This window comes from Mesorhizobium salmacidum (SeqCode) (genome assembly GCF_037179605.1).
Taxonomy (GTDB): domain Bacteria; phylum Pseudomonadota; class Alphaproteobacteria; order Rhizobiales; family Rhizobiaceae; genus Mesorhizobium; species Mesorhizobium salmacidum.
This window is the reverse complement of the sequence record NZ_JAPYKS010000005.1, coordinates 124669-149374: the sequence shown is the minus strand read 5'-3', so window position 1 is coordinate 149374 and position 24706 is coordinate 124669. Positions and strand designations below refer to the sequence as shown.

The window sequence follows — 24706 nt, the reverse complement described above, 5'->3', positions numbered from 1 at the left end:
CGAACTTTTCGGCAAAAGGTTTGTTCCCTGTGGTTCAACAAAGTTCCCTTCCAGACCTTCGTGCGAAGCAAGACACCGCCGTCAGCCCTTGACGCTGGAACATTGCCGCCGGTGTGCTGTTAGGACGCTCGACAGCCGCCGTGACGCCGATAGGGCGAGGCCGATGATCAAGGAGATTTCAATGTCGCAGTCCCAGACGACCACCAATCACGACGAAATTCGCAAATGGGCCGAGGAGCGGCAGGGTCGCCCGGCGGTGGTTCGCACCAAGGGCGAGGGCGGTATCCTGCGGATCGACTTCGGCGAGCCCGAGGAAGCATTCGAGCCCATCGATTGGGACGAGTTCTTCCGGATATTCGACGAGAATGATCTGGCCTTCCTGTATCAGGCCAAGACCAGCGACGGAAAAGCCAGCCGCTTCAACAAATTCGTCGATCGCGATCGCAAGGGCTGAGAGGGCAGCTGATCCTGACCCATCCAGAAATCTCGAAATTCGATGGAACAATCGACGGCTCCATTGCTTCGGGCGTTGAGCCAGAAAGGCGATCCGGCAAGATCAGGCCCCTGAACACAGTTGCGGATGACGGACGATCGCAACCCCCCAAGGGAAGCGACTTAGCCTCGGGCTCGGAGGACAAAATTCAATGCATCAGCTTTGCGCCGTGGTCTTTCACCACCTCTCGCATGATGTCGTTGAGCCAGTTTTCGGTCGACTGGCCAAGCCGCCTGTGGTCGACGTTCCGGATCGCTTGCTCGAGTGTCCTCTCGACCAGCCGGTCGGATGCGTTGACGTCTCCCAGCAAAAGACGCGCCGCGAGCCGCAGTTTGGGCAAAAGCGCGAAGACGTCGTCTGGCGGAGGGGGCACGGCGATGCCAGCTCGTTCCGACGCCGGCGCCGGAAAAAGGGCATTGAACACGGCCCTGCTGCCCGAGGATTTTCGCAAATTGCTGGCGTAGCGAAGATGCTCGGGAATGGCGATGTCGTTGTCGCCGCTGAAGAACACGAAAGGGATGCCCCGACGCATCAACTTGTCCGCGATCGGAAACACGCGTCGGCCGTTGAGATTGACGTCCAGGATTGCAGCTTCGGCCTGATCGGTGTGTTCGGAAGCCTGCTCGACGGTAGCCGCGGGTCCGAGGATGATGGCGCCCATGTTGCTGAAAAACCGCGCGAGATCTCCGGCCACCGCCCATTCGTCTTCGACAATCAGAATGTGCAATCCCCGCAGATCGCGCACGTCCTCATCCTTTCTTCGAACGGAGTTTAGGATGCAGGGAAGTTGTTCCCCATTTTCTGTCGTCCAGCGCTGCCTGCAATCTTTTCGCAAGCACCAGCATGCGATCCGCGACGGGCCCTGCATGGAGATATTCGATTGATTGAGGCGCCCCCCGGCGCCATTGGTGCCAGGAGCTTCAGGCCAGCAGAGCGTTTCGTCATTGAACCACCATGGATGTCGGGTTCAACGTCATCCGTGCTGTCTTGTTCCATCCTGTCCGCGCGCTATATGGTTATGTCCTGTCCGAACCGACCTTGAGGGAGTTCATGTCGGGTCGGGGGAAGAGGGATATGCCGTGACAGCCCGATCAATCAAGTTCCCCATCGTCGGCATCGGCGCGTCCGCGGGTGGCATTCCCGCGATGGAAGGGCTGTTCAAGGGCATCACCAGTAAGCCCGGCATGGCGTTCGTGATCATCACGCATCTCAGTCCCAAGCGCAACAGCCTGCTGCATGAGGTTATCGACCGCTACACCGAGATGCCTGTCGTGGTGGTGGAGGACGGCGTGGCTGTTGAACCGGACCACGTCTATGTGATGCCGGAAAACGTCACTCTCGTCATCGAGAATAGCATGCTGCGCCTTAGGCGGCCAAATGGGCTTACCCAAGAGCGCAAACCCGTCGATATCTTCTTCAGCGCACTGGCCGACGACCAGGGCGAATACGCGGTCGGCGTCATTCTGTCGGGCGGTGATTCCGATGGAACCTTGGGAGTCAAGGCCATCAAGGAGCGGGGCGGGCTCACCGTGGCGCAAGCGGCTGACGGCTACGGTCCGCGCAATCCCGACATGCCGCAGAGCGCCATTGCCAGCGGGCTCATCGACGTCGCCGTGCCCGCCGAGGAGATTGGGGCGAAGCTGGAGGCTTACGCCCGCGGCTTCGACGCGCTGGACGGGCTGACGAACGAAGAGGACGTTCATACGGCCGACATAGATCAGGTCCGCGAACAGATATACGGGATCTTGCGCAGCCACTCCGGTCATGACTTTTCAGGTTATAAAACCAAGACCTTCCTGCGCCGGATCAAGCGGCGCATGCAGATCGCCCAGATTCAGTCCATCGGCGCCTATATCGACTGGCTGAAGAAGGACCCTCGCGAGGTGATGAACCTGTTTCGCGATCTGCTGATCAATGTCACCAACTTCTTCCGCGATCCCGACGCCTTCGAATTGCTGGAACAAAAGATCATCCCGCGGCTCTTCGACGGCAAGACGGCGAGCGATACAGTCAGGGTCTGGGTTCCCGGCTGCGCCACAGGCGAAGAGGTGTTCTCCATCGGCATCCTGCTGCGTGAACACATGGAAACGCTTTCGGCCGTGCCTCGCGTCCAGATTTTCGCCACCGACATAGACGAGCCGGCGCTGGCGGTGGCGCGCGCGGCACGCTATCCCGAAGCGTTGATGCAAGGACTTTCCCCGGAACGCAAACAGCGGTTTTTCAACGGCGATGGCGAAAGCTACGTCCTCAGCAACGAGATCCGGGAACTGTGCATCTTCTCGCCACATAGCGTCATCCGCGATCCGCCCTTCTCGCGCATGGATCTGGTTTCGTGCCGCAACCTGTTGATCTATTTCGGCCCAGCCATTCAAAGCCGCGTTCTTCCTGTCTTCCACTATTCGCTGAAGCCCGGTGGTTATCTTTTCCTCGGCACGTCTGAAAGCGTCGGGCAGCACGAAAATCTGTTTGCCACAGTCGACAAGAAACATCGCCTCTTCCAGGCCCGGGAGCATGTCTCGCCGCACATCAGGCTGCCGGCCCTGATCGGCGATGTTCCTTCCGGCGTTTTTCCCGCCGAAACCGCTGGCTTGAAGAAGGGAACGGTCGGCTATCCGCTGCGCCAGGCTGTCGAGGCGCAGGTGCTGGAGCGGTTCGCGCCGCCGCATGTCCTCGTCAACGCCGAAGGCGACGTCGTCTACTATTCGGCGAGGACCGGCAGATACCTCGAAGCGCCGCAAGGGATCCCCAGCCGGCAGTTGCTGACGATGGCGCGCCGCGGGCTTCGGCTGGAGCTGCGCGCCGCATTGAGGGAGGCGACGACGACACGCCGCACTGTCGTGCGGGACAACCTCGCCGTCGAGGAAGATGACGAACGCGTCCAACCGATCAGGCTGACGATCGAGCCGCTCGCCGAGAGGGGCAATGGAGAGCCGCTTTACCTTGTGCTCTTCGAGCCGTCGGGACCGACGCAGGCCCGACCCGATGAGGACGGCGGCAGTCGTGACAGCGACAGCACCGCCGATCTCGAGCGGGAGCTGCGCGACACAAGAGAACGTCTTCAATCCACCATAGAGGAATACGAGACGGCCCTCGAAGAGGTGAAATCCTCGAACGAGGAACTCGTCTCCGTCAATGAAGAGGCGCAATCCACCAATGAGGAACTCGAAGCGTCCAAGGAGGAGATGCAGTCGCTCAACGAAGAGCTCAACACCATCAACGCGGAGTTGACCAGCAAGATAGAAGAGCTCGATCACGCCAACAGTGATCTGCGGAACCTGTTCGAAAGCACCGATATCGCGACCATTTTTCTCGACCGTAGTCTTGTGGTGCGGACCTTCACGCCGGCGGCCTCGTCCTTCTTCAGCCTGCGCCCCTCCGATGTCGGCCGGCCGTTGACGGATCTGTCGAGCCAACTCGATTACCCCGAGTTGAAGCAGCACATCGACAAGGTGTTCGAGACAGGCGAGACCCTGAACCACCATCTTGCGCGCGATTCCAGGGGCCTGTTTCACATGGTCCGCATCAACCCCTATCGGGACAAGGGCAACAGGATACAGGGCGTCGTGGTGACACTGGTCGACGTTACCACCCTGGCGCGGGCGGAAGAGCATCAGCAGGTGCTCATCTCGGAGCTGAACCATCGCGTCAAGAATATGCTCGCGGTGATCGCCAGCATCGCCAACCGCATGCGGGACAGTTCCGATACGAAGGAAGAGTTCGCGGACGCGTTGATCGGTCGGCTGCACGCCATGTCCCGGGCCTACGGACTGCTGACCCGCGAGAGGTGGAAAGAGGCTTCGGTCAAGGAATTGCTCCACCAGGAACTCGAACCGTTCGGCATCGAACGGATCGAACTCGATGGCGACGACGTTAAACTCGGCCCGCAGCAAGGGCTTTCCCTCAGCATGGCCATTCATGAACTGGCCACCAATGCGGCCAAGTATGGCGCCCTGTCCAAACCCCGAGGCAGGATCGGCGTCAAATGGGCGATGGATGGCGACAATTTCACGCTTGGCTGGCGCGAAAAGGACGGCCCTCCCGTCAGGGAGCCGTTGAACAATGGCTTTGGGCTGAACCTGTTGAAGGGGGAAATCGGCTACAGGCTCGGCGGCGATGTCGAGACCTCCTTCCGCAAGGACGGTCTCGAGGTTCAGATCGCTTTTTCGGCAAACCATAAGGACGCGCCATGAGCGACAGACCGCACGTTCTGGTGGTCGAGGACGAGTGGCTGATCGCAGAGGACGTCGCGTCTGACTTGCTTGCAGCGGGTTATCCCGTGGTCGGCCCTGTTTCGTCCGTTGCCGCCGCGCTTCAACTTGTCGAGGCGGACAAGGTCGACCTGGCGTTGCTGGATATTCAGCTCAACGGCGAAACGAGCCTGCCAGTCGCGGAAGTCTTGCTGGCTCGCGGCACTCCGTTCGCGTTCGTAACGGGATTTGGGGAGCGTGATGTTCCTGTCCCGTTTCGAAACTGCAAATTCGTGGCAAAGCCCGCAAGCGAGGCGGCCATCCTCACTGCCGTGGCTGACCTTGCGTCGCTTCGCGCAGCCAAGAAACGGTCGTGATTTCAGGCCAGCCGGTCGCGATCAATCCAGCGGCTTGTCGGTAGGCCGGGGCGTGGTACTCGCCTGGCGTGGCCGGCCGGCATTTCGATTGGCAACCGGATTATCCAGCGGAACGCTCGACGGCCGGGATGCGCCGGCGGTCTTTGGCGTCACCGGCTTTGCGCCGGCATCCGTTGCGTTGGCATCCCGCCTTGGGTGCGGCAGGCCACCGGCATTCGGCGATCGGACGGCGGGTTTCGAGGTTGAACCTTCCTTGGTCATTGTGGCTCCTTTCCTTGCAAGGGAAAACATCTCATGTAGGCAGGTCAATCGTCGGCGCGATCGAAAGTTCCGAGACCGCAACGACACCACGCTGCCGAGGGCGGCACGAGTAAGGACGGAGCGGTTCTTGTGCCCGTGTGGATGTCCCAGCCATGCGGCTGCAAACGTCTTGCAGAGATCGGATACGGCTTCGAGGTTGGCCCCATGCGTGATCACGAAGGACGCGTCGATCGCGCCGTTCTGGACCTTGGCCAAAAGCGGATCTTCCGTTCAGGCGCGAACAACTCGAATAAAGCGAAGTGGAACAACTGACGTCGATGCAGGTTCGGTGTCGTGCGGCGTCGTCGCTCCCCTTGTTTGACGCTGCGCGATCGGGTTCCCCTCAGCCTGATCAGCCCGCGCGCTCCCTTGCCGGGAGGCGCGGGCTTTTCCGTCAGCCGAGCGATCGTGTTTTGAATTCGGGCGGAACAACCCACTCGTTCGGCAGTTCGGCGCGCAGGAGAACCGAAATGCACTATGCCGATGAAATCGCGCTCAGGCGCCTGAAGATGCTGGTCGAACAATATGTTCTCGCCAGAAGCAGGAGGTATGATTTTGTCTCGACCGAGCTGGCGTGCCAGGCCATCCGTCAGGTGGTTCGCAGCCCGATCGAAGATACCGAACTCGATCATTTGCTGGCCCGAAGTGCCGTCAAGCAGGGACTTTCCGTGCGGTTCGATCGAATAGGTCACTTGTCGGCTGCTTTACCCGAACTCATTGGGGAAAAGTCAGTATGAGAGCCTTGTGGTCACTGTGTGCGGCATCGGCGTTGCTCGCCTTGGCGGCGTGCAACAACAATGCCGACCCCGTCAAATCCAAGACGGATACGACGAACAGCCAGCCTGTCGACAAGAATCCGGCGACGGATACCAATCCGACACCACAGACCAGTACTGGCGGGGACCAGCAAGGCACGCAGCCAACACAGCCGGCATCGCCCAAGCCGCCTGGCGGTTAAGAGCCATCCGGTCCAGGTGGGCCCGCTGCTTGTCCGGGTTTGTGACGCCGCCGGGAAATGCGAAGCGACGTCTGTCTGGTTTCAGCCAATAATTCTGACTGGAACGGACTTAACGGCGGGAACGTGGGCTTTCTTGGCGCGATGCCAGAGGGGCACCAGAGGATTGAGTTCTGGATAATAGCCGGCGCAGTTGCCTTCAGGCACCGAATAGGATGTCACGCGCAAGCCCCGGACGCGCCGCTCGACACCGTCATCCGCATGGGTTTCGAGATCGATCTGCTGCCCCGCGGTCAATCCGAACCGCTGGATGTCGGCCTCGTTCATCAGCAAGACCATGCGTGTGCCATGGATGCCGCGCAGCCTGTCATCATAACCGTAGACAGTTGTGTTGAACTGATCATTGGAACGCACCGTTATCAGCGTCAGGACCTTGTACCCCGATATATCGATGTCGGGATTCGTCTCGAGCGTCGTCGGAAGCTTGAAATTGGCCTTCTTGTTCGGCGTCTCCCAAATTCGTTTCGACGCCTTGATGTCGCGATGAAAGCCTCCCGGCGTGAGGAATCGTTTGTTGAACTGGCGAAAATGCTGAGGGATGCAGCGTTCGATCTCATCGCGAATGCGGGAATAGTCGGCAACCCACTCGTCCCAGGGGATCGAGCTCGTGCCCGGTACGGTAGCCTTGGCCAGCTCGGCGACGATCTTCGGCTCTGAAAGCAGATTTGGCGAAGCGGGCGGGCGCGATCCGAAGGAGCCATGGATGCAGGCGGTGGAATCCTCCACGGAAACCGTCTGATCGCCGCTTTCCTGCCGGTCTCTCTCCAGCCGCGACAGGCAAGGCAACAGATAAGTTACCGCCCCGGGGATGAGATGACTGCGGTTGAGCTTGGTCGCGATCTCGACATGCAGGCCAAGTCCCCGCCAGGCTTTCTCGACCAGGCCGGTTTCAGGCACGGCGCGCACGAAATTACCCCCCAGGCCGATAAAGCCCTTCACCGAGCCGGCAATGACGCCTTCGCAGGTCTCGACCGTATCGAGGCCTTTTTCGCGCGGGGGCTCGAAAGCATAGAATTCCGCGAATTTGTCGAGCGGAACGAGTTCAGGCTTTTCGGATATGCCGACGGTGCGCTGGCCCTGGACGTTGGAGTGGCCACGCAGCGGCGAAATGCCGGCGCCGGGTTTTCCGACGTTGCCACGCATCAGCAGCAGATTGCACAACATCTGAACGTTCTCGGTGCCGTGCCTGTGCTGCGTCAGACCCATTCCGTAATTACCGATCACCGCATTGGAGCGGCCGTAGACTTCAGCCACATGCTCCAGATCCGCTCGCGCGATGCCCGACCGTGTGACGATGTCTTTCCACTCGGCAGCGCGTAAATAGGCTTCGAACTCAGCAAAACCATGCGTGTGTTCGGCGAGGAACTCGACATCGAGGACACGCGAATTTCCATTCTCCCGAGCCGCGTCATCGAGTGCCAGCACCGCCTTGGCAATCCCGGTCATCGCGGCAATGTCGCCGCCGCTGCGGACCTGGAAGAAGTCGCTGGACATCTTGGTGCCGGGGCCTGGCGACAACATCTCGATGGGATCCTGCGGATTCTTAAAGCGCTTGAGCCCTCGCTCCGGCAAGGGATTGAAGGTGAACACCGGCACGTCGCGTTGACGAGCCTCCTGCAGCGGGTGCAACAGCCGCGGCGCCGTCACGCCGGTGTTGTGGCCGAAGAAGAACATCATGTCGCATTTGGAAAAGTCTTCGAGCTGCACGGTCCCAACCGGCGAGCCGATCGACTCGGGAAGCCCGACCGAGGTCGATTCGTGACACATGTTGGAAGAATCGGGCAGGTTCGACGAACCGTAGATGCGGGCGAAGAGCTGATACATGAATGAAGCTTCCAGCGAGGCGCGGCCGGATGTGTAGAAGACGACCGACTTCGGATCGAGCCGCCGAAGTTCCATGCCGATCTCGGCAAAGGCTTCATCCCAGGAAATCGGCTCATAGCGATCGGTGACAGCGTTGTAGCGCAGCGGATCCGTGAGCCTGCCTTGCTTTTCCAGGTCGCGATCCGGCCAATCGAGCAGTTCGGTGACCGAATGCCGTGCGAAGAAGTCCGGAACGCAACGCAGCTTCGTCTGATCCCACATGGTGGCCTTGGCGCCATTTTCGCAAAACTCGAAGGGCCGCGGCACCGCTGGCTTGGCCCATGAGCAGGAAACGCACATGTAGCCGTCTGCCTTGTTCTGCTTGAGCAGCGTGCTCCATATCCCCGACATCAGCAGGCCTTCGCCATATGCCTTGCGGATCAAGGAGGACAGGGATCCCCATCCACCCGTCGGGTGGTCATATTTCTTGATTTCGACATGATCGGTAACGGCGGGTTCCATGACGGTCGTCCTTGCGAATGCCAATACCAAACCTCGCCCTTGCTTGATTGTTCCCGAGTCCGTGAAGCGAACGTCGCTGGTGCAATTCGGCCGCGCTTGCCAGGTTGGTACGGACGATCACCGGTGTCTCGGCATCGGTTCGCGCCTGCGTGTGGAACTATTTTGGTCATTGGCTGTTCGGCAAGGGAAGGGAGCAGCACGATGGAGCGACGCAACGCGGTAATCTCGCTGGCGATAGCCGCGGTCATTATCATCGGTTTCCTGATCGGCTTTCACTACGTCGACATGGGCTGGCGCACTTCGCCCTTGAAACGGGCGCCTGAGCAGAACCAGGGCGGCAACGCTCCCGCGGATACTTCACCGGCCGCGGGCGTCCAGAAAAATCCCAAGGAAAATACCGAAATGCCGGGGCAGCAGTGATCGACCACTACCAGACAACCCCAGCTTGGCTCACCAGTGTCGCTATCCTTCATATGAACTCGGACGAGAGGACGTTGTGCTGTCAGATCCCACCGTTCTGATCCTGATGTATTTCTTCTCCCGGTCTGGTTGGTAGCTGGTTTTGCAGACTGGCTCTGCCATCGCGCTTCGCATATCGAATCGACGACCGGCGCCAAGCAATCGTTGATCCATCTCCTGATGTTCATCGAGGTCGACATACCGCTGCTTGCCGCCATGTTCCTCGACGTGAACGCCCTGGTCATAGCCATCATGATCGTCACCTTCTTCATTCATGAGGCCACCGCGATGTGGGACGTTCGCTACGCCACATCGGCGCGCACGGTAACGCCGATCGAACAGCATCTGCACAGCTTTCTGGAGATGATCCCGCTGATGGGGCTGGTCAGCGTCGTGTCCCTTCATTGGGGACAGTTTCTCGCATTGTTCGGGGCAGGACGGGAAACCCGCGCGCTTTGATTTTGCCTGGAAATCGCAGCCGCTGCCGGTGACTTATATCGTCTGCGTGATGGCCGTGATCCTGCTTTTCGACTTGCTCCCTTATCTGGAAGAATTCGTCAGGGGGTTACGTGCCAATGGCGGCAGGCTCATTCCACCGAAAGCCAGACGACGCGACCCGGGCCAGACGACCTTGCGGTGAAGCGCTCAGCGGAAACGATGTCCCAGCCGTCTGGGCGCTGGCGCCCTGTGCGGAACATCTCTGCCGGACTGCCCATTATCAGAGGGTGACACGGACATGGAGTGTGGTGATGGGCATACTTTCCGATCTGGACAAGAAGCTGACGGACAACATGTATGAACATGGCAGCGCGCTTACCGATGCCGTTGCGGATCTGCCGCGGGCGGTCGTCGAAACCGTCGAGCGGCTGATGCCTTTCATTCAGCCCGAGGCGCGCGAGATAGTGAGAAATCAGGTTCTCGGCCTGGTCCACGAATACAGGATCGAGAACCCTCCAGGCGCGGCCGAGCAGGATTGAACTAGCCGTTCTGGTCTATCGCGTGGGGCGCGGGTTGGCTCCCGTTGCTCGCTTTGTGGCCGCTGAACCACAACCAGGCCGCGATGATCACGACCGCCACGATCACTATCCAGGCTATGAGACGAGGCATTGCGGAATCCTCCGTGCCAGCAGTCCATCCACGTCGATGCGGTGATCAGGACGGGTTGAGGTCGGTTCGCCTCGTATTCCAAATACCGCAAGCGATCGTTTGTTCCGCTTGAGTTGGTTTCAATCGTGGCCGGCGGTTCCCTGTCACGGTCCATGTCTTGCGATGGCACCCGTGCGATCATTGATTGACGGGCACACGGGGCACTCTAGATCAATTCATGCCGATCACGAATTCGCTTCGGTTGCGGGGAGACTATTCCTGTGGCGCACCAAACGCCGGCGTTGACCTTCAGTGGCCGTCATCTCAGGCTGGATTATCTGTGCGCCCTGTTGCTTCTGGGCGTTTCGGCGGGATGCTCGTCTTCCGATCGGATCGAGCAGCAATCACAAACTGCGGCCTCCGCCGCACAGACCGTATCGATGGTGCTCGATGCCTGGACAAGCGGTGCGGCGCCGTTCGCATACACCGCCGGCACGCTGCAATCGGTCGGCAAGACACTGGCCGATGCCGAGGCGCAAATCCGATCGGCCGAAACGGCCGAACCCGCCGAGCAGGCTGCATTGGCGACAGCGGTCAAGGATCTGTCGGTCGCGGTGGCTCACGCCGGGGCGGGATTGCAGGCAGGCAATCGAGCGGGGGTCCAAAAAGCAAAACAGGATCTTCAACTGGCCTCGCGCTCGCTTGCCGCCGCCTATGCAAAATATTTCGCGCCGAAGCCATGAAGAAGCTCGTGGAAATATCGCTCGGCGTCGTTACCAGCGTTGGCGGCTTCCTCGAAGTCGGATCGATGGCGACGGCGGCGCAGGCAGGCGCGACTTTCGGTTTCCAACTGATCTGGGCCGTGGTGCTCGGCACCATCTGCATCATCTTTCTGGTGGAAATGGCCGGCAGGTTCGCGGCGGTGAGCCATCACACGATCTGCGATGGCATTCGCGAGAGATTTGGCTTCAACGTCTTTGTGTGGCCGTTGCTTGCCACCTTCTTGCTCAGTCTCATGGTGCTCTCCGCCGAGATCGGCGGCGTTGCCATCGCACTCGAACTTGCCACCGGCATAGGCTTCCAGTGGTGGGCGCTGCCGGTGGCTTTTTTGGCGTGGCTGCTGCTCTGGAAAGGCACGTTCGGCCTTATCGAGAAAGGCGTGTCGATGCTCGGCCTGGTGACCTTGTGTTTCGTCGTCGCGGCCGTGATGCTGAAACCCGACTGGACAGCGGTCGCCGCTGGCGCAGTGCCGTCGCTGCCAGCCCACGATACCGCCAGTTACTGGTTCATGGCGGTCAGCATTCTCGGCGCCTCGATATCGCCGTACCTGTTCATGTTCTATTCCTCCGGGGCCATTGAGGACCAGTGGGACAAGAGCTATCTCGGTGCCAATCGGGCCATAGCGGGACTGGGGATGTCTTTCGGCGGCACCATTTCGGTCGGCGTGCTGATCGTGGCCGCCCTCGTGCTGGCGACGCACGGCATCGACCAGGTGGACGATTATCACCAATTGCCGTTGATGCTGATCCCGGTATTCGGCTTCTGGGGTTTCGTCCTGTTCGTAGCCTCTCTCGCCATTGCCTGCTTCGGCGCTACGCTCGAAGTCGGGCTGCAGCAGGCTTACCTCGTGGCTCAAGGCTTCGGCTGGACGTGGGGCGAGGACCGCAAGCCGCGCGACAACCCAGGGTTCAGCGCGGTGTACACGGTATCGTTGTTTCTTGCCGCCATCCCCATCATGCTTGGTCTCGATCCGCTGAGGCTCACCATCTTTTCCATGGCGCTGACGGCGGCCAGCCTGCCGCTGACCGTGGTTCCATTCCTGTTTCTGCTGAACGACAAACGCTACGTCGGCGAGCATCGCAACGGCATTCTCTCCAACGCCGCGGTCATCTTCATCATCGCGCTCGGCTTTGTGCTGGCCGTGGTGACGATCCCGCTGCAAATATTCGGAGGCACATGATGAAATTGCTGCGTGATCTCCTGGACAAGCAGGTGGTTGACCGCGAACAGGTCAAGATCGGCAAGATCGATGGGCTGGTGGCGGAGTTGCGGCAGGGCAAGCCGCCAAGGATCATTGCGATCGAACTCGGCTCCATCACTTTGGCGCGCCGCCTCGGCGCAGGACCCGGGCGATGGATGGCGCGACTCGCGGCAAAGCTGGGTGGCAAGCGCCATGGCGAGCCGCATCGGATCGCCTGGCACAAGGTGAGGGATATCGGCACCGACATCGAGTTCGATGTGGATGTGCGTCAGACGTCGATCTTCGCCTGGCAGGACTGGTTGCGCGATCATGTCATCGGACGCATTCCGGGAGCTTGATGATGACCATCGTCAATCTCGAACGTCTGGCTGGGCGACGCGTGCTCTCGCAGCGAGGCAAGAGCATCGGCTACATCGAGGAAATCCGCGCCGAACGGGATGGCGACGATTTCGTCGTTACCGAATTCCACGTCGGGATCCACGCTGCTTTCGAGCGTCTTTCGGCGTCAGCCATAGGCGTGGCGGTGCTCGATCTGGTTCGGCTGCGCCGCCGCGATGGTCTGTACCGCATCCCTTGGGACAAGCTCGACATCTCCGACCCGGCGCGCCCGCGGCTGCTGTGCCCGATGACCGAACTCTCCGGCATGAAGAGCGCACCCGATCGTCGCGAATAGGTCGCCGCCGCGCATCGTCGTGAACATTTTCAGCGCAGCATGCTCGCGCCCAGAAAGACCGCGGCGGCTATCAAAACGACAGCTGCAATGACAAACAGCGGCCAGTTGCCGCGAGGCCGCAGTTCCGGTTCGCTTTCGATCGGCCGCATCGCATTGGCGAAGCTGGCGTCGTTCTCGAATTTTGGCCGGGAACGTGGCGGCTCTGCTCCAGCGACCGGATTTTGTGTGTCGGCCGCCTCGGCGTCGGTCTCCAGCGGGACAATGGCGGGATCGAAGCCTGGCGTTTTGTCCTGCGTCGCTCCCGCCTCAATCTCGCCTCTGGCAGAGGCAGGGGTAGGATTTGACATCTTGGCCATGACCTCTCTCTTTCGAACCAAACTCTGCCAAATCGGCAGCGGTGGTTTTGAGACGGCTATATTTGCTCGAGCAGAATCCTGGCGTCCTTGGCCGCAACGATGAACGCCTGTCTTGCGACCTTTGGAGGCTTTTCGCCACGCATCACGGCAAGGCACGCCCTGAGCGCGGCAAGACGCATTTCGGATTTCGGCTTTGGCCAGTCCCGCAGCAGCACTTCAGCGGCATCGGACACAGAGACCACGACCCTGTCTCGGTCAATGCGGCCAGGTTGAATGATGATCGGCTTTCTGAAATGGCCCGCACGCACTTGCCCCTCCAAGACCTGCCCGTTGCTTTACAAAGCCTGCCCAAGGACGAGCCGCGCAGACCGCACGCTAACTCCGCGACCGCCGATTTGTTCCAGCGTACCTGGCGTTGGAATAGCGATGCCTGGAATCACTCGTTTTTCACGGCGTTTTTTTGCAGCCACGCCCGACGGCTCCTTCACGGATTTTGCCGCTGAATGGTCCGCTGGCATGCCGTTTCGATGGGGGAACAAAGCGCATCCCGGCTTGTTAGGTCGCAACGAAAATTCGCTCACCGACAAGGACAAAGCCGATGAAAACACGACATCTTCTCGCCTCCGTCGCAGTTGCTTGCGCTGTTCTCGCAATGCCCGCCTTTGCTGCCGACAGCGCCCAGGATTTCGTCGACAAGGCTGCCGTCGGCGGCAAGTTCGAGGTCGACTCGAGCCAGATTGCCCTGGACAAGGTTCAGGACCAACGCATCAAGGATTTTGCCCAGATGATGATCCGGGATCACGGCGCCGCCAACGCCAAGCTGGAAGCGATCGCGGGCGAACAGAAACTGAAAGTACCGCCGGCGCTCGATGCCCAGCACCAGGGCGATCTGGACAAGCTCAAGAATGCGCAGGGGCCGATCGATCCGGCTTACGTCGACCTGCAGCGCAACGCGCATGACGACGCCGTCAAGCTGTTTGAAAATTATGCCAGCGGCGGTGACAACGCCGCACTCAAGACCTTTGCCCAGCAAACGGTCGGTACGTTGAAGATGCACCAGCAGACGATCGAGAAGATCGCCGCCAGGCAAGACGCCATCACGGGAGCGACAACGCCGGCGGTGAAGACCGACAATATTCCCAACGCCGCCGCTCTCGTCCCCGGCGCAAACAGCTTCACCGAAGCCCAGGCCAAGAGCCGGATCGAGAATGCGGGATATTCGAACGTATCGAAGCTTACCAAGGACGACCAGGGCATCTGGCGCGGCCAGGCGGCCAAAGGAGGCGAAAACCTCAAGGTAGGGGTCGACTACCAGGGCAACGTCGTTGCCTCGAGCAAATGAGCATGGATCAGGAGAAATCACATGAAGACGGTAACCGGACTGTTCGACAATTATGACGACGCGGCCGATGCGGTCGGCGAGCTTGAGGCGACGGGCGTCCCACATTCCAATATCAGCATCGTCGCCAACAACTCGGATGACTGGTATGAGGCAAACCGTTCCGAGGCCGCCGAAGACGCTGGCAGCGGCGCGGGAATCGGAGCTGTGATCGGGGGTGCCGGGGGCCTGCTCACGGGGCTGGGCGTCATGGCCATCCCGGGTGTCGGCCCGGTGGTCGCGGCCGGATGGCTCGCCGCCACCGCCGCGGGGGCGGTTGCTGGCGCCGTGGCTGGTGGAGCGGCCGGCGGCATTATCGGCGGTCTGACAGAGTCGGGTGTGCCCGAGCGCGACGCACACGTCTATGCGGAAGGTGTACGCCGCGGCGGCACCCTGGTGACGGCCAAGGTGGACGACGAACTCGTGCCGAATGCCGAGGAGATTTTGGGTCAGTCCCGATCGGTCGACCTGGCTGAACGCCGCAGGATGTACGAGGCGGACGGCTGGACCGGCTTCGACGTCAATGCAGGCGAATACGCACCCAAGGACGTCGATCGCGACGGCGGCCGCGCAATCAATCGACCCTGAAAGCGGATCCCGGCCCTGGCTGCGACGAGGCCATGAGCGCGCAGTGCGGCCGGGTGGAACCATTTCTTCTCGATATGCCTCTAAGGGTGTAGCGGCGCGGCTCGCGCCTGGTCGTCAACGACAAACACGGCGCTCGCTTCACTGACGATGGACACGTGTTCCATGGCGGCCTTGCCCGCAGCTGGGCCATCGCCACGCAGGATCGCGGTGACGATGGCGTCGTGCTCCTGCCAGGATTTCGCCAGGCGTCCGGCCAGCCTGAACTGGGCGCGGCGAAAGGGGGCCAGCCGGCTGCGCGTCATCGCGGTCAACTCGTAGATGTGCGTGCTGTGGGCACCGCGATAGAGCCGGCTGTGGAACTCGGTGTTGAAATACTCATAGTCTTCCTCGGCACCCAGCCGTACCAGCCGCGCCGAGGCCTGATGCTCGGTCTCGAGCGCGCGGCGCTCGCTGCCGGTCATGCGCTCGGCGCAGAAGCGCGCGCATATGCCTTCCAACTCGGCCATGCTCTCGAACATCGAGGCGAGGTGCTCCTGCGTGACGACGGCGACGATGGCGCCCCGGTTGGGCCGCCGCTCGACGAGGCCCATGGCGCTGAGTTGGGCAAGCGCCTCGCGCACCGGCGTGCGTGAAACCTCGAAGCGGGCGGCAAGCGAGACCTCGTCGAGTTTTTCGCCGGGACGCAGCACGCCGGTGACGATGCGGTCGCCGATCGCCCTCACCATCTGATCGACCGTCGTGCCCGTCCGGATCAAGCTGCGCTTTCCCGACAAAACTGCTTCGCCTCCCGTGCTTCGGTGTTCCAGGTTCCTGAAATCCTGCGGCCGAACGGCACGACCCGACTCGGCCGCACCCTCTATGCCTATGTTTTAATCTGCGTGTCAAATTGTCTGTTTTCAAGGCAAAAAGTGCATGCAATTGCCTTTCGCTTGTGCATGCTGCCTCATGAGGCTCATTGATTTTATTTATGAAATTTTGACGATCGAATTGGCACAGCGATTGCATGCACTTTCTTGAGAAGGCGTTAACCGACCCGGAAAGGGTCCTGCAGGGGAGCATAAGAGATGACCGACAGATTCATGCTTAGCCGTCGCCAGTTGCTCAAGACCTCCGCCGCTGGAGCAGCTTTAGGGCTTGCTTCCGCGGCCTTTCCCATCAGCAAGGCATTCGCCGCCGCCACCACCGTCGGCTTCATCTATGTCGGGCCGAAGGACGACTACGGCTACAACCAGGCGCATGCCGAGGGTGCCGCAGCGCTGAAGGGCATCGAGGGTATCACCGTCGTCCAGGAGGAGAACGTGCCGGAGACGGTCGATGTTCAGAAGACGATGGAATCGATGATCAACCTCGACGGCGCCTCGCTGATCTTCCCGACCTCGTTCGGCTACTTCGACCCCCACATGCTGGCCATGTGCAAGAAGTTCCCCGACGTGCAGTTCCGCCATTGCGGCGGCATGTGGGAGAAGGCCAAGCACCCGATGAATGCCGGCTCGTATTTCGGTTATATCGGCATGGGCCAGTATCTCAACGGCGTGGTCGCAGGCCACACCTCGAAGACCAAGAAGCTCGGCTTCGTCGCGGCTAAGCCGATCCCGCAGGTGTTGCTCAACATCAACTCCTTCCTGCTCGGCGCACGCTCGGTCGATCCGTCCATCACTTGCCAGGTCATCTTCACCGGCGAATGGTCGCTGGCGGTCAAGGAAGCGGAAGCCACCAACGCGCTGGTCGACCAGGGCGCCGACGTCATCACCTGTCATGTCGACAGCCCCAAAGTGATGGTCGAGACGGCCGCCGGGCGCGGCGCCTTTGTCTGCGGTTATCACGCCAACCAGAGCCCGCTGGCGCCCGAGAAATACCTGACCGGGGCCGAGTGGAACTGGGCCAAAGTCTATAAGATGTTCGTCGCCGACCTCGTCGCCGGCACGCCGCTGCCCAACTTCACGCGCGGCGGGTTGGCTGACGGTTTCGTCAAGATGAGCCCGCTCGGCCCCGCCGTCGGCGAGCCCGCGCGCAAGCAGTTTGACGCCACGCTGGCCGAAATGATGAAGGGCGGCTTCGCCGTCATCAAGGGACCGCTGAAGAGCAACAAAGGGGCTGTGGTCGCCACCGCGGGCCAGGCGTTCCCGGAGGCCGCCATCGAGCTCGAAAGCATGGACTATCTGGTCGAGGGCGTCGTCGGCTCGACCGCCTGATCCGAGGGGAACGGAGCGATGACGGATACGGTGACAGGGGCCGGCATGCCGGCACTATTCGGCGCCAGGGGCTATCCGGCGGTGCTGGAATGGATGGCGCGGCGGGCAGAGACGATTGTCATTCCGCTCGCGGCGCTGATCGTCGGCATGGCGCTGTTCAGCCTGTTCATCGCCCTGGTCGGCAAGTCGCCGGTCCTGCTCTACGAGACCATGTGGCGGGGCGGCTTCGGCTCGTGGTTCTCCATCCAGAACTCGCTTTCGCGGGCCGCACCGCTGTTGCTGGCGGCGCTTTGCGTGGCATTGCCGGCTCGGCTCGGCCTCGTTGTCATCGGCGGCGAGGGCGCTATCGTGCTCGGCGGCGTCGCCGCCGCTGCCATCGGCGTGGCGCTCAGCGGCGCGCCTTCCTTCATCGTCATTCTTGCCATGGGCGTGGCGGGCATGGCCGCCGGCGGCATCTGGATCGGTGCCGTCGGCGCGCTGCGCCACTATCGGGCGGTCAACGAAACCATCTCCAGCCTGCTGATGGCCTATATCGCCATCGCGCTGATGAACCAGTTGGTGGAGGGGCCGCTTCGCGATCCGGCCTCGCTCAACAAGCCGTCGACCCAGCCGCTGGCGGACATCTACCGCATCGGCAACATTCCGGGCATGGATGTGCATTGGGGACTGATTGTGGGCGTCGTCGCCTGCCTCCTCTCCTGGGTGCTCATCGAAAAGACGCGCTGGGGCTTTGCCGCGCGCATCGCCGGCGGCAATGTGCGGGCAGCGCAAGTGCAGGGGCTGGCCGTTGGGCCGCTCATCGTCGGTTTCACGGCACTCGCCGGCGGCTTTGCCGGGCTCGCCGGCATGCTGGAGGTCGCCGCCGTGCAGGGCAGCGCCAACGCTTCGCTCGCCGCCGGCTATGGCTACACCGGCATCCTCGTCGCTTTCCTCGCCCGCCACAATCCGCTGGCCATCGTCCCGGTCGCCATCCTGCTTGGCGGCATCGATGCCTCGGGCGGGCTGATCCAGCGCCGCATGGACCTGCCCGATGCCACCGTGCTGGTGCTGCAAGGCATGATCTTCATCGTCATCCTGTTCAGCGAAACCTTCTACGGCCGCTTCAAGGCCTTCAATCCCGATCTCTGGACGAGGCCCGATCTCCCCAGGGGGACTGCCTGATGGACGCGACCGAGATCGGCCTCTGGGGCGTGCCGCTCGCCATCCTCGGCGGCGCCATCCGCGTGTCGACGCCCTTCATTTTCGTCTCGCTGGGCGAGGCGATCACCGAGCGTTCCGGCCGCATCAATCTCGGGCTCGAAGGCACGCTCGTCTTCGGCGCCATGACGGCCTATGCGATCGCGGTGATGACCGGCTCGCCCTGGCTCGGCCTCGTCGCCGCCGCCGGCGCCGGCCTCTGCTTCGGCCTGTTCCATGGCTGGGTCTGCAAATTCCCGAAGGTCAACGACATCGCCATCGGCATTGCACTGATGCTGTTCGGCTCGGGTCTCGCCTTCTTCGTCGGCAAACCGTTCATCAAGCCGAAGGCGCCCAACCTGCCTGCCATTCCCTTCGGCGGCTGGTCCGACGTCCCGCAGGTGCAGGCAGCGCTCGACGTCAACGTGCTGTTCCTCATCGGGGCCGTGCTGTCGGTCGTCCTGTGGTGGGCGTTCCGCAACACCCGCGCCGGCCTCATCGTGCGCGTCGTCGGCGACAGTTCGGATGCTGCCCGCGCCATGGGCCTCAACCCCAATACGGTGCGGCTGCTGGCAACCGGGGTCGGCGGTGCACTGGCCGGCATCGGTGGGGCCTATCTGTCGCTCTACTATCCCGGCAGTTGGACAGAACGCATCTCGTCGGGCCAGGGCTTGATGGCGGTGGCGCTGGTCATCTTCGCGCGCTGGAACCCGCTCGGCTGTTTTGCCGCCGCCCTTCTGTTCGGCGGGGCAGGCGCGCTCGGCCCGGCGCTGCAATCAGTCGGCGTGACGCAGGGCTACTATCTGTTCTATGCCGCCCCCTACATCCTCACCCTCATCATCATGATCGCCACCTCGTCGCCGACACGCTCGCTCGCCGGCGCGCCAGGCGAATTGTCGATCACCAAATGACTGGAGTTTTGCCCGTGAACGCCAGAGCCGAAATCTCCCAGCACACGATCGACGCAGAGCCTTATCCGTGGCCCTACAACGGCGATCTGCGGCCCGACAACACGGCGCTGATCATCATCGACATGCAGACCGATTTCTGCGGGCCGGGCGGCTATGTCGACCACATGGGCTACGACCTGTCGCTGGTGCGGGCTCCGATCGAACCAATCAAGGCCGTGCTCTCGGTGATGCGGGCCAAGGGCTACACCATCATCCACACGCGCGAGGGGCATCGGCCCGATCTCGCCGACCTGCCGGCCAACAAGCGCTGGCGCTCGCGCCGCATCAATGCCGGCATCGGCGACCCAGGTCCGTGCGGGCGCATCCTGGTGCGCGGCGAGCCGGGCTGGGACATCATCCCCGACCTCTACCCGATCGAGGGCGAGCCGATCATCGACAAGCCGGGCAAGGGCTCGTTCTGCGCCACCGATCTTGAGCTGATCCTCAACCAGCGCGGCATCGAGAACATCGTGCTCACCGGCATCACCACGGATGTCTGCGTCCACACCACCATGCGCGAGGCCAACGACCGCGGCTATGAATGCATGATGCTGGAGGATTGCTGCGGGGCCACCGACCACGGCAACCATCTGGCGGCGATCAAGATGATCACGATGCAGGGCGGCGTCTTCGGCACGGTGTCGAATTCGAAGGCGCTCATCGCGCAGCTGCCGTGAGGAGGGCGCTATGAGTGACAGCGTCAGAAAAGCCCTCGGCGTCGAAACCATCGGCATGACCATGCGCTTCGGTGCCTTCACGGCGCTGGACGCCGTATCGGTGAAGGTGCCGGCAGGCTCGTTCCACGCGCTGCTCGGCGAGAACGGCGCCGGCAAGTCGACGCTGGTCAAATGCATGATGGGTTTTTATCACCCGACTTCCGGCGACATGCTGGTCGATGGCCGGGAGGTCAAGATCACCAGCCCCAGGGATGCCTCGGCGCTCGGACTTGGCATGGTCTACCAGCATTTCACGCTGGTGCCGTCGCTGACCGGAGCTGAGAACCTTGTCATCTCGCGGGAAAAGGTGCCCGGCATCATCGACTGGCGCAAGGAGCGGGGCGATCTTGCCGTGTTCATGGAGCGCATGCCGTTCAAGCTGCCGCTCGACGCCAAGGTGGCGGAGCTTGCCGCCGGCGAGAAGCAGAAGCTCGAAATCATCAAACAGCTCTATCTCGGCCGCTCCTTCCTGGTGCTGGACGAGCCGACATCGGTGCTGACGCCGGGCGAAGCGCAGGAGGTGCTGGGGCTGGTGCGCGACATGACCAAGGCCGGCGACCTCACAGTTCTGATGATCTCGCACAAATTCCATGAGGTCACGGCATTCGCCGACGATGTCAGCGTGTTGCGCAAGGGCAAGCTGACGGGAACTGGCCGCGTCGCCGACCTCGACCACAAGGCGATGGCGGCGATGATGATCGGCGACCAGCCGATCGTCACGCTTGACAGCCGCGCGACGCCGAAACCCAATGCCGAGATCGTGCTCAAGGTCAAATCGCTGAAGGCGCCGGATCGAACCGGGCTGAAGTCGATCAGCATCGAGGACCTCGGCGTGCGCTCCGGCGAGATCGTCGGCATCGCCGGCATTTCCGGAAACGGCCAGAAGGAGTTTCTGGAAGTGCTTGCCGGCCAGCGTCCGCGTGACGCCGGCGAGGTGTTGGTGCGCGGTGCCGCCTATGCCGCGACGCGTGCCGAGGCGCGGGCGCTCAATGTGCGGCTCATTCCCGAAGAGCCGCTGAAGAATGCCTGTGCGCCGAAAATGACGGTGGCCGAGAACATCTCCTTCCGCACCTTCGACATGGACGGCAATGGCAGGCGGGTGAACTGGATCAGCACCGGCGCCATTCGCGCCTTCAGCGCCCGCCTGGTCGAGCAGTTCAAGGTCAAGACCGCCTCGCTGTCCTCGCCCATCGCCTCGCTGTCGGGCGGCAATGTGCAGCGCGCGGTGCTGGCCCGCGAACTGACCGGCGAGGTCGACCTGCTGATCGTCTCCAACCCCTGCTTCGGCCTCGATTTCTCGGCGGTGGCCGAAATCCGCGCCCGCATCATGAAGGCGCGCAACGCGGGTGCGGCCGTGCTGTTGATGTCGGAAGACCTCGACGAGCTCTTGGAATTGTCCGACCGCATTTTCGTCATGTCGGATGGCGCGCTGGTCTATGAGACGCCGATCGGCCGGGCGAGCGTGCAGACCATCGGCGAGCATATGGCGGGACATCATTGATGGCGGAAATCGACGCGCAGCCGTTCGCCTTTTCGTTCAAGCCCGACACGATGGCGCTGGTCGTCATCGACATGCAGCGCGATTTTGCCGAGCCCGGCGGCTTTGGCGCCAGCCTCGGCAACGATGTCAGCCGCATCGCCGCGATCGTGCCGACAGTGAAGAAGCTGATCGAGGGGTTCCGTGCCGCCGGCCTGCCTGTGATCCACACGATGGAGTGCCACCGCGCCGACCTCTCCGACCTGCCGCCGGCCAAGCGCAACCGCGGCAATCCGTCGATCCGTATCGGCGATGTCGGACCGATGGGCCGCGTGCTGATATCAGGCGAACCGGGAACGGCGATCCTCGACGAGTTGGCGCCGCTGCCCGGCGAGATCGTCATCGAGAAGCCGGGCAAGGGCGCCTTCTATGCGACGAGCTTCGGTGACGAACTGAAGCGGCTTGGCGCGCAGCAACTGGTTTTCGCCGGCGTCACCACCGAGGTCTGCGTGCAGACGACGATGCGCGAGGCTAATGATCGCGGCTATGAGTGCCTGCTCGCCGAAGATGCGACGGAAAGCTATTTTCCGGAGTTCAAGGCAGCGGCGCTTGCCATGATCCGTGCCCAAGGCGCCATCGTCGGCTGGACGGCGACGACCGACCAGGTGCTGCAGGGAGTTGCGAATGGCTAATCTGAGTTTTGCCGGTCTCGTCAGTGGCGGCTGGCGCGAGCTGGCGTTCGAACCTTTTCGCGACGGCATCACGGTGCATTGGCTGCTCAAGGGCGGACCGGTCGAGCCGTCGGTGGCGATCCTCGACTACCGGGCCGGCGCCGGCGTGCCACGCCACCGCCATGTCGGGCTGGAAACCATCGTCGTGCTCGAGGGCACGCAGAGCGATGAGAACGGCGATTATCCCCGGGGCAGCGTCATCCTGAACCCGGTCGGGACCGAGCACTCGGTGTGGACTAAGGACGGCTGCGTCGTGCTGATCCAGTGGGACCTGCCGGCAATTATTCTGGGGGAGGCCACATGAGTGAGATCCGCTTCGATATCGTCAGTCTGCACGCGGCCTATGCCAGCGGCGTGACTGTCGCGGATATGATCGATGCCGTGCACGCCCGCATCGTGGCGGCTGACGATCCCGGCATCTTCATCCATCTGCCCGGGAAGACGGACATGCTGGCGCAGGCACAAGAGCTCGGACCGTTCGATCCAGCGACCAAACCGCTGTGGGGCGTCCCGTTCGCGGTCAAGGACAATATCGATGTCGCCGGCATGCCGACCACAGCAGCCTGCGCCGAATACGCCTATGTGCCGGAGACGGACGCTACTGTCGTGGCGCGGCTAAAGGCGGCCGGCGCGCTGGTCGTCGGCAAGACCAATCTCGACCAGTTCGCCACCGGACTGGTCGGCGTTCGCACGCCTTACCCGATCCCGAGGAACGCTGTCGATGCCAGCCTTGTGCCTGGCGGCTCGTCCTCAGGGTCGGCGGTGGCGACGGCGCGTGGCATCGTCTCCTTCGCGCTCGGCACCGACACGGCTGGGTCCGGCCGCATCCCCGCCGGCCTCAACAATATCGTCGGGCTGAAGCCGACTGTCGGTGCGCTCTCGGCCGCCGGCGTGGTGCCAGCCTGCCGCACACTTGACTGCGTCTCCGTGTTCGCACTCACCGTCGAAGATGCCTATACGGTGTTCGGCGTCGCGGCGGCCGAGGACCCGGCCGACGCCTATTCGCGCGCGATCAAGGTGCCGGCGCTTGCCGCCCGGCCGCCCGTGCTGAACGTCGGGGTGCCGGCGAAAAGCGACCTGAAGTTCTTCGGCGACGCTTCGATGCAGGTCGGCTTCGAGGCAGCACTTGGCCTTCTGGAAACGCTTGGCTGCCGGCTGGTCGAAATTCCGTTCAGCGATTTCTACGCCACCGCCAATCTTCTCTACGAAGGCGCCTGGGTCGCCGAGCGCTACGCGGCGATCAGCGACTTCATGGACGCCAACGAGGCTGCCATGCATCCGGTGACGCGCAAGATCATCGGCGGCGCCAGAAGTCTTTCGGCGGCCGACGCCTTTCGCGGCCTCTATGCCTTGCAAGCCTACAAGGCGAAGCTCGCCCCGGTCGTCGCCTCGGTCGACCTCTTCTGCGTGCCGACCGCGCCTACGCATTACACCACAGCCGCGGTGCTTGCCGATCCGGTCGTGACCAACAGCCGGCTTGGCACCTACACCAACTTCGTCAACTTGCTCGATATGTGCGGCGTCGCCGTGCCGACAGGCAGACGCGGCGACGGCCTGCCGATGAGCGTCACGTTCTTGGCGCCGGCCGGCCGCGATGCGCTGACGGCGATGCTCGCCCGCGACCTGCATGCGCAGAGCGGCCTGCCGCTCGGCGCAACGGGTTGGCCGCAGCTCGGCCCGCGGCCGGCCGCCGTGCCGCCATGCGACGGCATGATCGACCTGGTGGTGGTCGGCGCGCATCTGTCGGGCATGCCGCTCAACGGCCAGCTCAACCAGCTCGGCGCGCAATTCCTGCGCGCGACCAGGACCGCCGCCGCTTACAAGCTCTATGCGTTGGCCGGCCAGTCGGTGCCCAAGCCCGGCCTGATCCGCGTCGCCGATGGCGGCATGCGGATCGACGTCGAGGTCTGGCGGCTTGGGCCTGAGGCTTTCGGCCGTTTCGTCGCCGCTATTCCGGCTCCGCTCGGCATCGGCACGGTCGAACTCGACGACGGCACCCCCGCCAGGGGTTTTCTGGTCGAAAGCGCGGGCTTGGACGGTGCCTCCGACATCTCCTCATTCGGCGGCTGGCGCCGCTTTGTCGCACGCGGCAATAGTTGAATGAGCGACCCGAGACATAGGTGACGTATCGTACCGGACACATGGGTGACGACGCAACGAGTGACGACACCGATTTGGGCAGATAGCAAGACGTCGATAGTTCTCTGCGCAACGTGTTGCGGCGTACGACGAAGCCCGGAGACGAA

The 24706-nt window shown here is 62.3% G+C and carries 27 protein-coding genes; 21 read left to right on the top strand and 6 right to left on the bottom strand.

What is annotated here, in order from left to right:
* The first annotated feature begins 181 nt into the window (after positions 1–181).
* Positions 182–454 carry a hypothetical protein gene (locus tag O7A60_RS08955; protein WP_337105931.1) on the top strand — a complete coding sequence of 91 codons (273 nt, stop codon included), beginning with the start codon at positions 182–184 and terminating at the stop codon, positions 452–454.
* Between the two features lie 187 nt (positions 455–641).
* Here the strand turns inward: O7A60_RS08955 and O7A60_RS08950 are convergent, their stop codons facing one another.
* Positions 642–1361 carry a response regulator gene (locus O7A60_RS08950; protein ID WP_337105929.1) on the bottom strand — a complete coding sequence of 240 codons (720 nt, stop codon included), beginning with the start codon at positions 1359–1361 and terminating at the stop codon, positions 642–644.
* Positions 1362–1572: 211 nt separating this feature from the next.
* On the opposite strand from O7A60_RS08950, the gene O7A60_RS08945 reads away from it, so the two are divergent.
* A complete protein-coding gene (locus O7A60_RS08945) occupies positions 1573–4683 on the top strand; it encodes a CheR family methyltransferase (RefSeq protein ID WP_337105928.1) in 3111 nt (1036 codons plus the stop codon).
* A complete protein-coding gene (locus O7A60_RS08940) occupies positions 4680–5057 on the top strand; it encodes a response regulator (protein WP_140503998.1) in 378 nt (125 codons plus the stop codon). The genes O7A60_RS08945 and O7A60_RS08940 overlap by 4 nt, the downstream gene beginning before the upstream one ends.
* 21 nt (positions 5058–5078) lie before the next feature.
* Here O7A60_RS08940 and O7A60_RS08935 read toward each other — a convergent pair whose 3' ends face one another.
* A complete protein-coding gene (locus tag O7A60_RS08935; RefSeq protein WP_337105927.1) occupies positions 5079–5573 on the bottom strand; it encodes a hypothetical protein in 495 nt (164 codons plus the stop codon).
* A gap of 254 nt (positions 5574–5827) precedes the next feature.
* Here O7A60_RS08935 and O7A60_RS08930 point away from each other — a divergent pair, with 254 nt between their 5' ends.
* A complete protein-coding gene (locus O7A60_RS08930; RefSeq protein WP_337105926.1) occupies positions 5828–6094 on the top strand; it encodes a hypothetical protein in 267 nt (88 codons plus the stop codon).
* A 302-nt stretch (positions 6095–6396) separates the two neighbouring features.
* Here O7A60_RS08930 and O7A60_RS08925 read toward each other — a convergent pair whose 3' ends face one another.
* Positions 6397–8697, bottom strand: coding sequence for an FdhF/YdeP family oxidoreductase (locus tag O7A60_RS08925; protein WP_337105925.1), 2301 nt, complete (start codon positions 8695–8697; stop codon positions 6397–6399).
* Between the two features lie 201 nt (positions 8698–8898).
* Here O7A60_RS08925 and O7A60_RS08920 point away from each other — a divergent pair, with 201 nt between their 5' ends.
* From O7A60_RS08920 to O7A60_RS08890, 7 genes are all read left to right on the top strand, one after another.
* Positions 8899–9117: a hypothetical protein gene (locus O7A60_RS08920; RefSeq protein ID WP_027144351.1), complete on the top strand. Its 219-nt coding sequence runs from the start codon at positions 8899–8901 to the stop codon at positions 9115–9117.
* Between the two features lie 204 nt (positions 9118–9321).
* Positions 9322–9615, top strand: a complete 294-nt coding sequence (locus O7A60_RS08915) for a hypothetical protein (RefSeq protein WP_337105924.1) — start codon at positions 9322–9324, stop codon at positions 9613–9615.
* A gap of 290 nt (positions 9616–9905) precedes the next feature.
* Positions 9906–10133 (top strand): hypothetical protein, encoded by a 228-nt coding sequence (locus O7A60_RS08910; RefSeq protein ID WP_337105923.1) that lies wholly within the window; start codon positions 9906–9908, stop codon positions 10131–10133.
* 390 nt (positions 10134–10523) lie between these two features.
* Positions 10524–10985 carry a hypothetical protein gene (locus O7A60_RS08905; RefSeq protein WP_051442699.1) on the top strand — a complete coding sequence of 154 codons (462 nt, stop codon included), beginning with the start codon at positions 10524–10526 and terminating at the stop codon, positions 10983–10985.
* Positions 10982–12202, top strand: coding sequence for an NRAMP family divalent metal transporter (locus O7A60_RS08900; protein ID WP_140712588.1), 1221 nt, complete (start codon positions 10982–10984; stop codon positions 12200–12202). Before O7A60_RS08905 ends, O7A60_RS08900 begins: the two co-directional genes overlap by 4 nt.
* A complete protein-coding gene (locus O7A60_RS08895; RefSeq protein WP_337105921.1) occupies positions 12202–12561 on the top strand; it encodes a hypothetical protein in 360 nt (119 codons plus the stop codon). The genes O7A60_RS08900 and O7A60_RS08895 overlap by 1 nt, the downstream gene beginning before the upstream one ends.
* A 2-nt stretch (positions 12562–12563) precedes the next feature.
* The gene (locus O7A60_RS08890; protein ID WP_337105920.1) at positions 12564–12896 is read left to right on the top strand and encodes a hypothetical protein; all 333 of its coding nucleotides are present in this window, start codon (positions 12564–12566) and stop codon (positions 12894–12896) included.
* A 29-nt stretch (positions 12897–12925) separates the two neighbouring features.
* On the opposite strand, the gene O7A60_RS08885 is transcribed toward O7A60_RS08890, so the two are convergent.
* Both O7A60_RS08885 and O7A60_RS08880 read right to left on the bottom strand, forming a co-directional pair.
* Complete coding sequence (locus tag O7A60_RS08885) at positions 12926–13243, bottom strand: hypothetical protein (protein WP_415926810.1); 318 nt, start codon at positions 13241–13243, stop codon at positions 12926–12928.
* 65 nt (positions 13244–13308) lie between these two features.
* Positions 13309–13485, bottom strand: a complete 177-nt coding sequence (locus O7A60_RS08880; protein WP_337106056.1) for a DUF982 domain-containing protein — start codon at positions 13483–13485, stop codon at positions 13309–13311.
* A 365-nt stretch (positions 13486–13850) separates the two neighbouring features.
* Between O7A60_RS08880 and O7A60_RS08875 the strand changes: the two genes are divergently transcribed.
* Together O7A60_RS08875 and O7A60_RS08870 are read left to right on the top strand one after the other, a co-directional pair.
* Complete coding sequence (locus O7A60_RS08875) at positions 13851–14594, top strand: DUF4142 domain-containing protein (RefSeq protein ID WP_337105919.1); 744 nt, start codon at positions 13851–13853, stop codon at positions 14592–14594.
* Between the two features lie 21 nt (positions 14595–14615).
* Complete coding sequence (locus O7A60_RS08870) at positions 14616–15218, top strand: general stress protein (protein ID WP_337105918.1); 603 nt, start codon at positions 14616–14618, stop codon at positions 15216–15218.
* Positions 15219–15298: 80 nt separating this feature from the next.
* Here the strand turns inward: O7A60_RS08870 and O7A60_RS08865 are convergent, their stop codons facing one another.
* Positions 15299–15973: a GntR family transcriptional regulator gene (locus O7A60_RS08865; RefSeq protein WP_337105917.1), complete on the bottom strand. Its 675-nt coding sequence runs from the start codon at positions 15971–15973 to the stop codon at positions 15299–15301.
* Between the two features lie 309 nt (positions 15974–16282).
* Between O7A60_RS08865 and O7A60_RS08860 the strand changes: the two genes are divergently transcribed.
* Genes O7A60_RS08860 through atzF form a run of 8 tightly spaced genes read left to right on the top strand, consistent with a single transcriptional unit; the run spans position 16283 to position 24560 of the window.
* Positions 16283–17410 (top strand): BMP family ABC transporter substrate-binding protein, encoded by a 1128-nt coding sequence (locus O7A60_RS08860; protein ID WP_337105916.1) that lies wholly within the window; start codon positions 16283–16285, stop codon positions 17408–17410.
* A 45-nt stretch (positions 17411–17455) separates the two neighbouring features.
* On the top strand, positions 17456–18571 hold the full coding sequence (locus O7A60_RS08855; RefSeq protein ID WP_337106055.1) for an ABC transporter permease: 1116 nt from the start codon (positions 17456–17458) through the stop codon (positions 18569–18571).
* Complete coding sequence (locus tag O7A60_RS08850; RefSeq protein WP_337105914.1) at positions 18571–19497, top strand: ABC transporter permease; 927 nt, start codon at positions 18571–18573, stop codon at positions 19495–19497. The genes O7A60_RS08855 and O7A60_RS08850 overlap by 1 nt, the downstream gene beginning before the upstream one ends.
* A gap of 14 nt (positions 19498–19511) precedes the next feature.
* A complete protein-coding gene (gene biuH, locus O7A60_RS08845; protein ID WP_337105913.1) occupies positions 19512–20213 on the top strand; it encodes a biuret amidohydrolase in 702 nt (233 codons plus the stop codon).
* A gap of 10 nt (positions 20214–20223) precedes the next feature.
* A complete protein-coding gene (locus O7A60_RS08840) occupies positions 20224–21753 on the top strand; it encodes an ABC transporter ATP-binding protein (protein WP_337105912.1) in 1530 nt (509 codons plus the stop codon).
* Complete coding sequence (locus O7A60_RS08835; protein WP_337105910.1) at positions 21753–22421, top strand: cysteine hydrolase family protein; 669 nt, start codon at positions 21753–21755, stop codon at positions 22419–22421. Before O7A60_RS08840 ends, O7A60_RS08835 begins: the two co-directional genes overlap by 1 nt.
* A complete protein-coding gene (locus O7A60_RS08830; RefSeq protein WP_337105909.1) occupies positions 22414–22764 on the top strand; it encodes a cupin domain-containing protein in 351 nt (116 codons plus the stop codon). The genes O7A60_RS08835 and O7A60_RS08830 overlap by 8 nt, the downstream gene beginning before the upstream one ends.
* Positions 22761–24560 carry an allophanate hydrolase gene (gene atzF, locus O7A60_RS08825; protein WP_337105908.1) on the top strand — a complete coding sequence of 600 codons (1800 nt, stop codon included), beginning with the start codon at positions 22761–22763 and terminating at the stop codon, positions 24558–24560. Before O7A60_RS08830 ends, atzF begins: the two co-directional genes overlap by 4 nt.
* Positions 24561–24706: the final 146 nt, after the last annotated feature.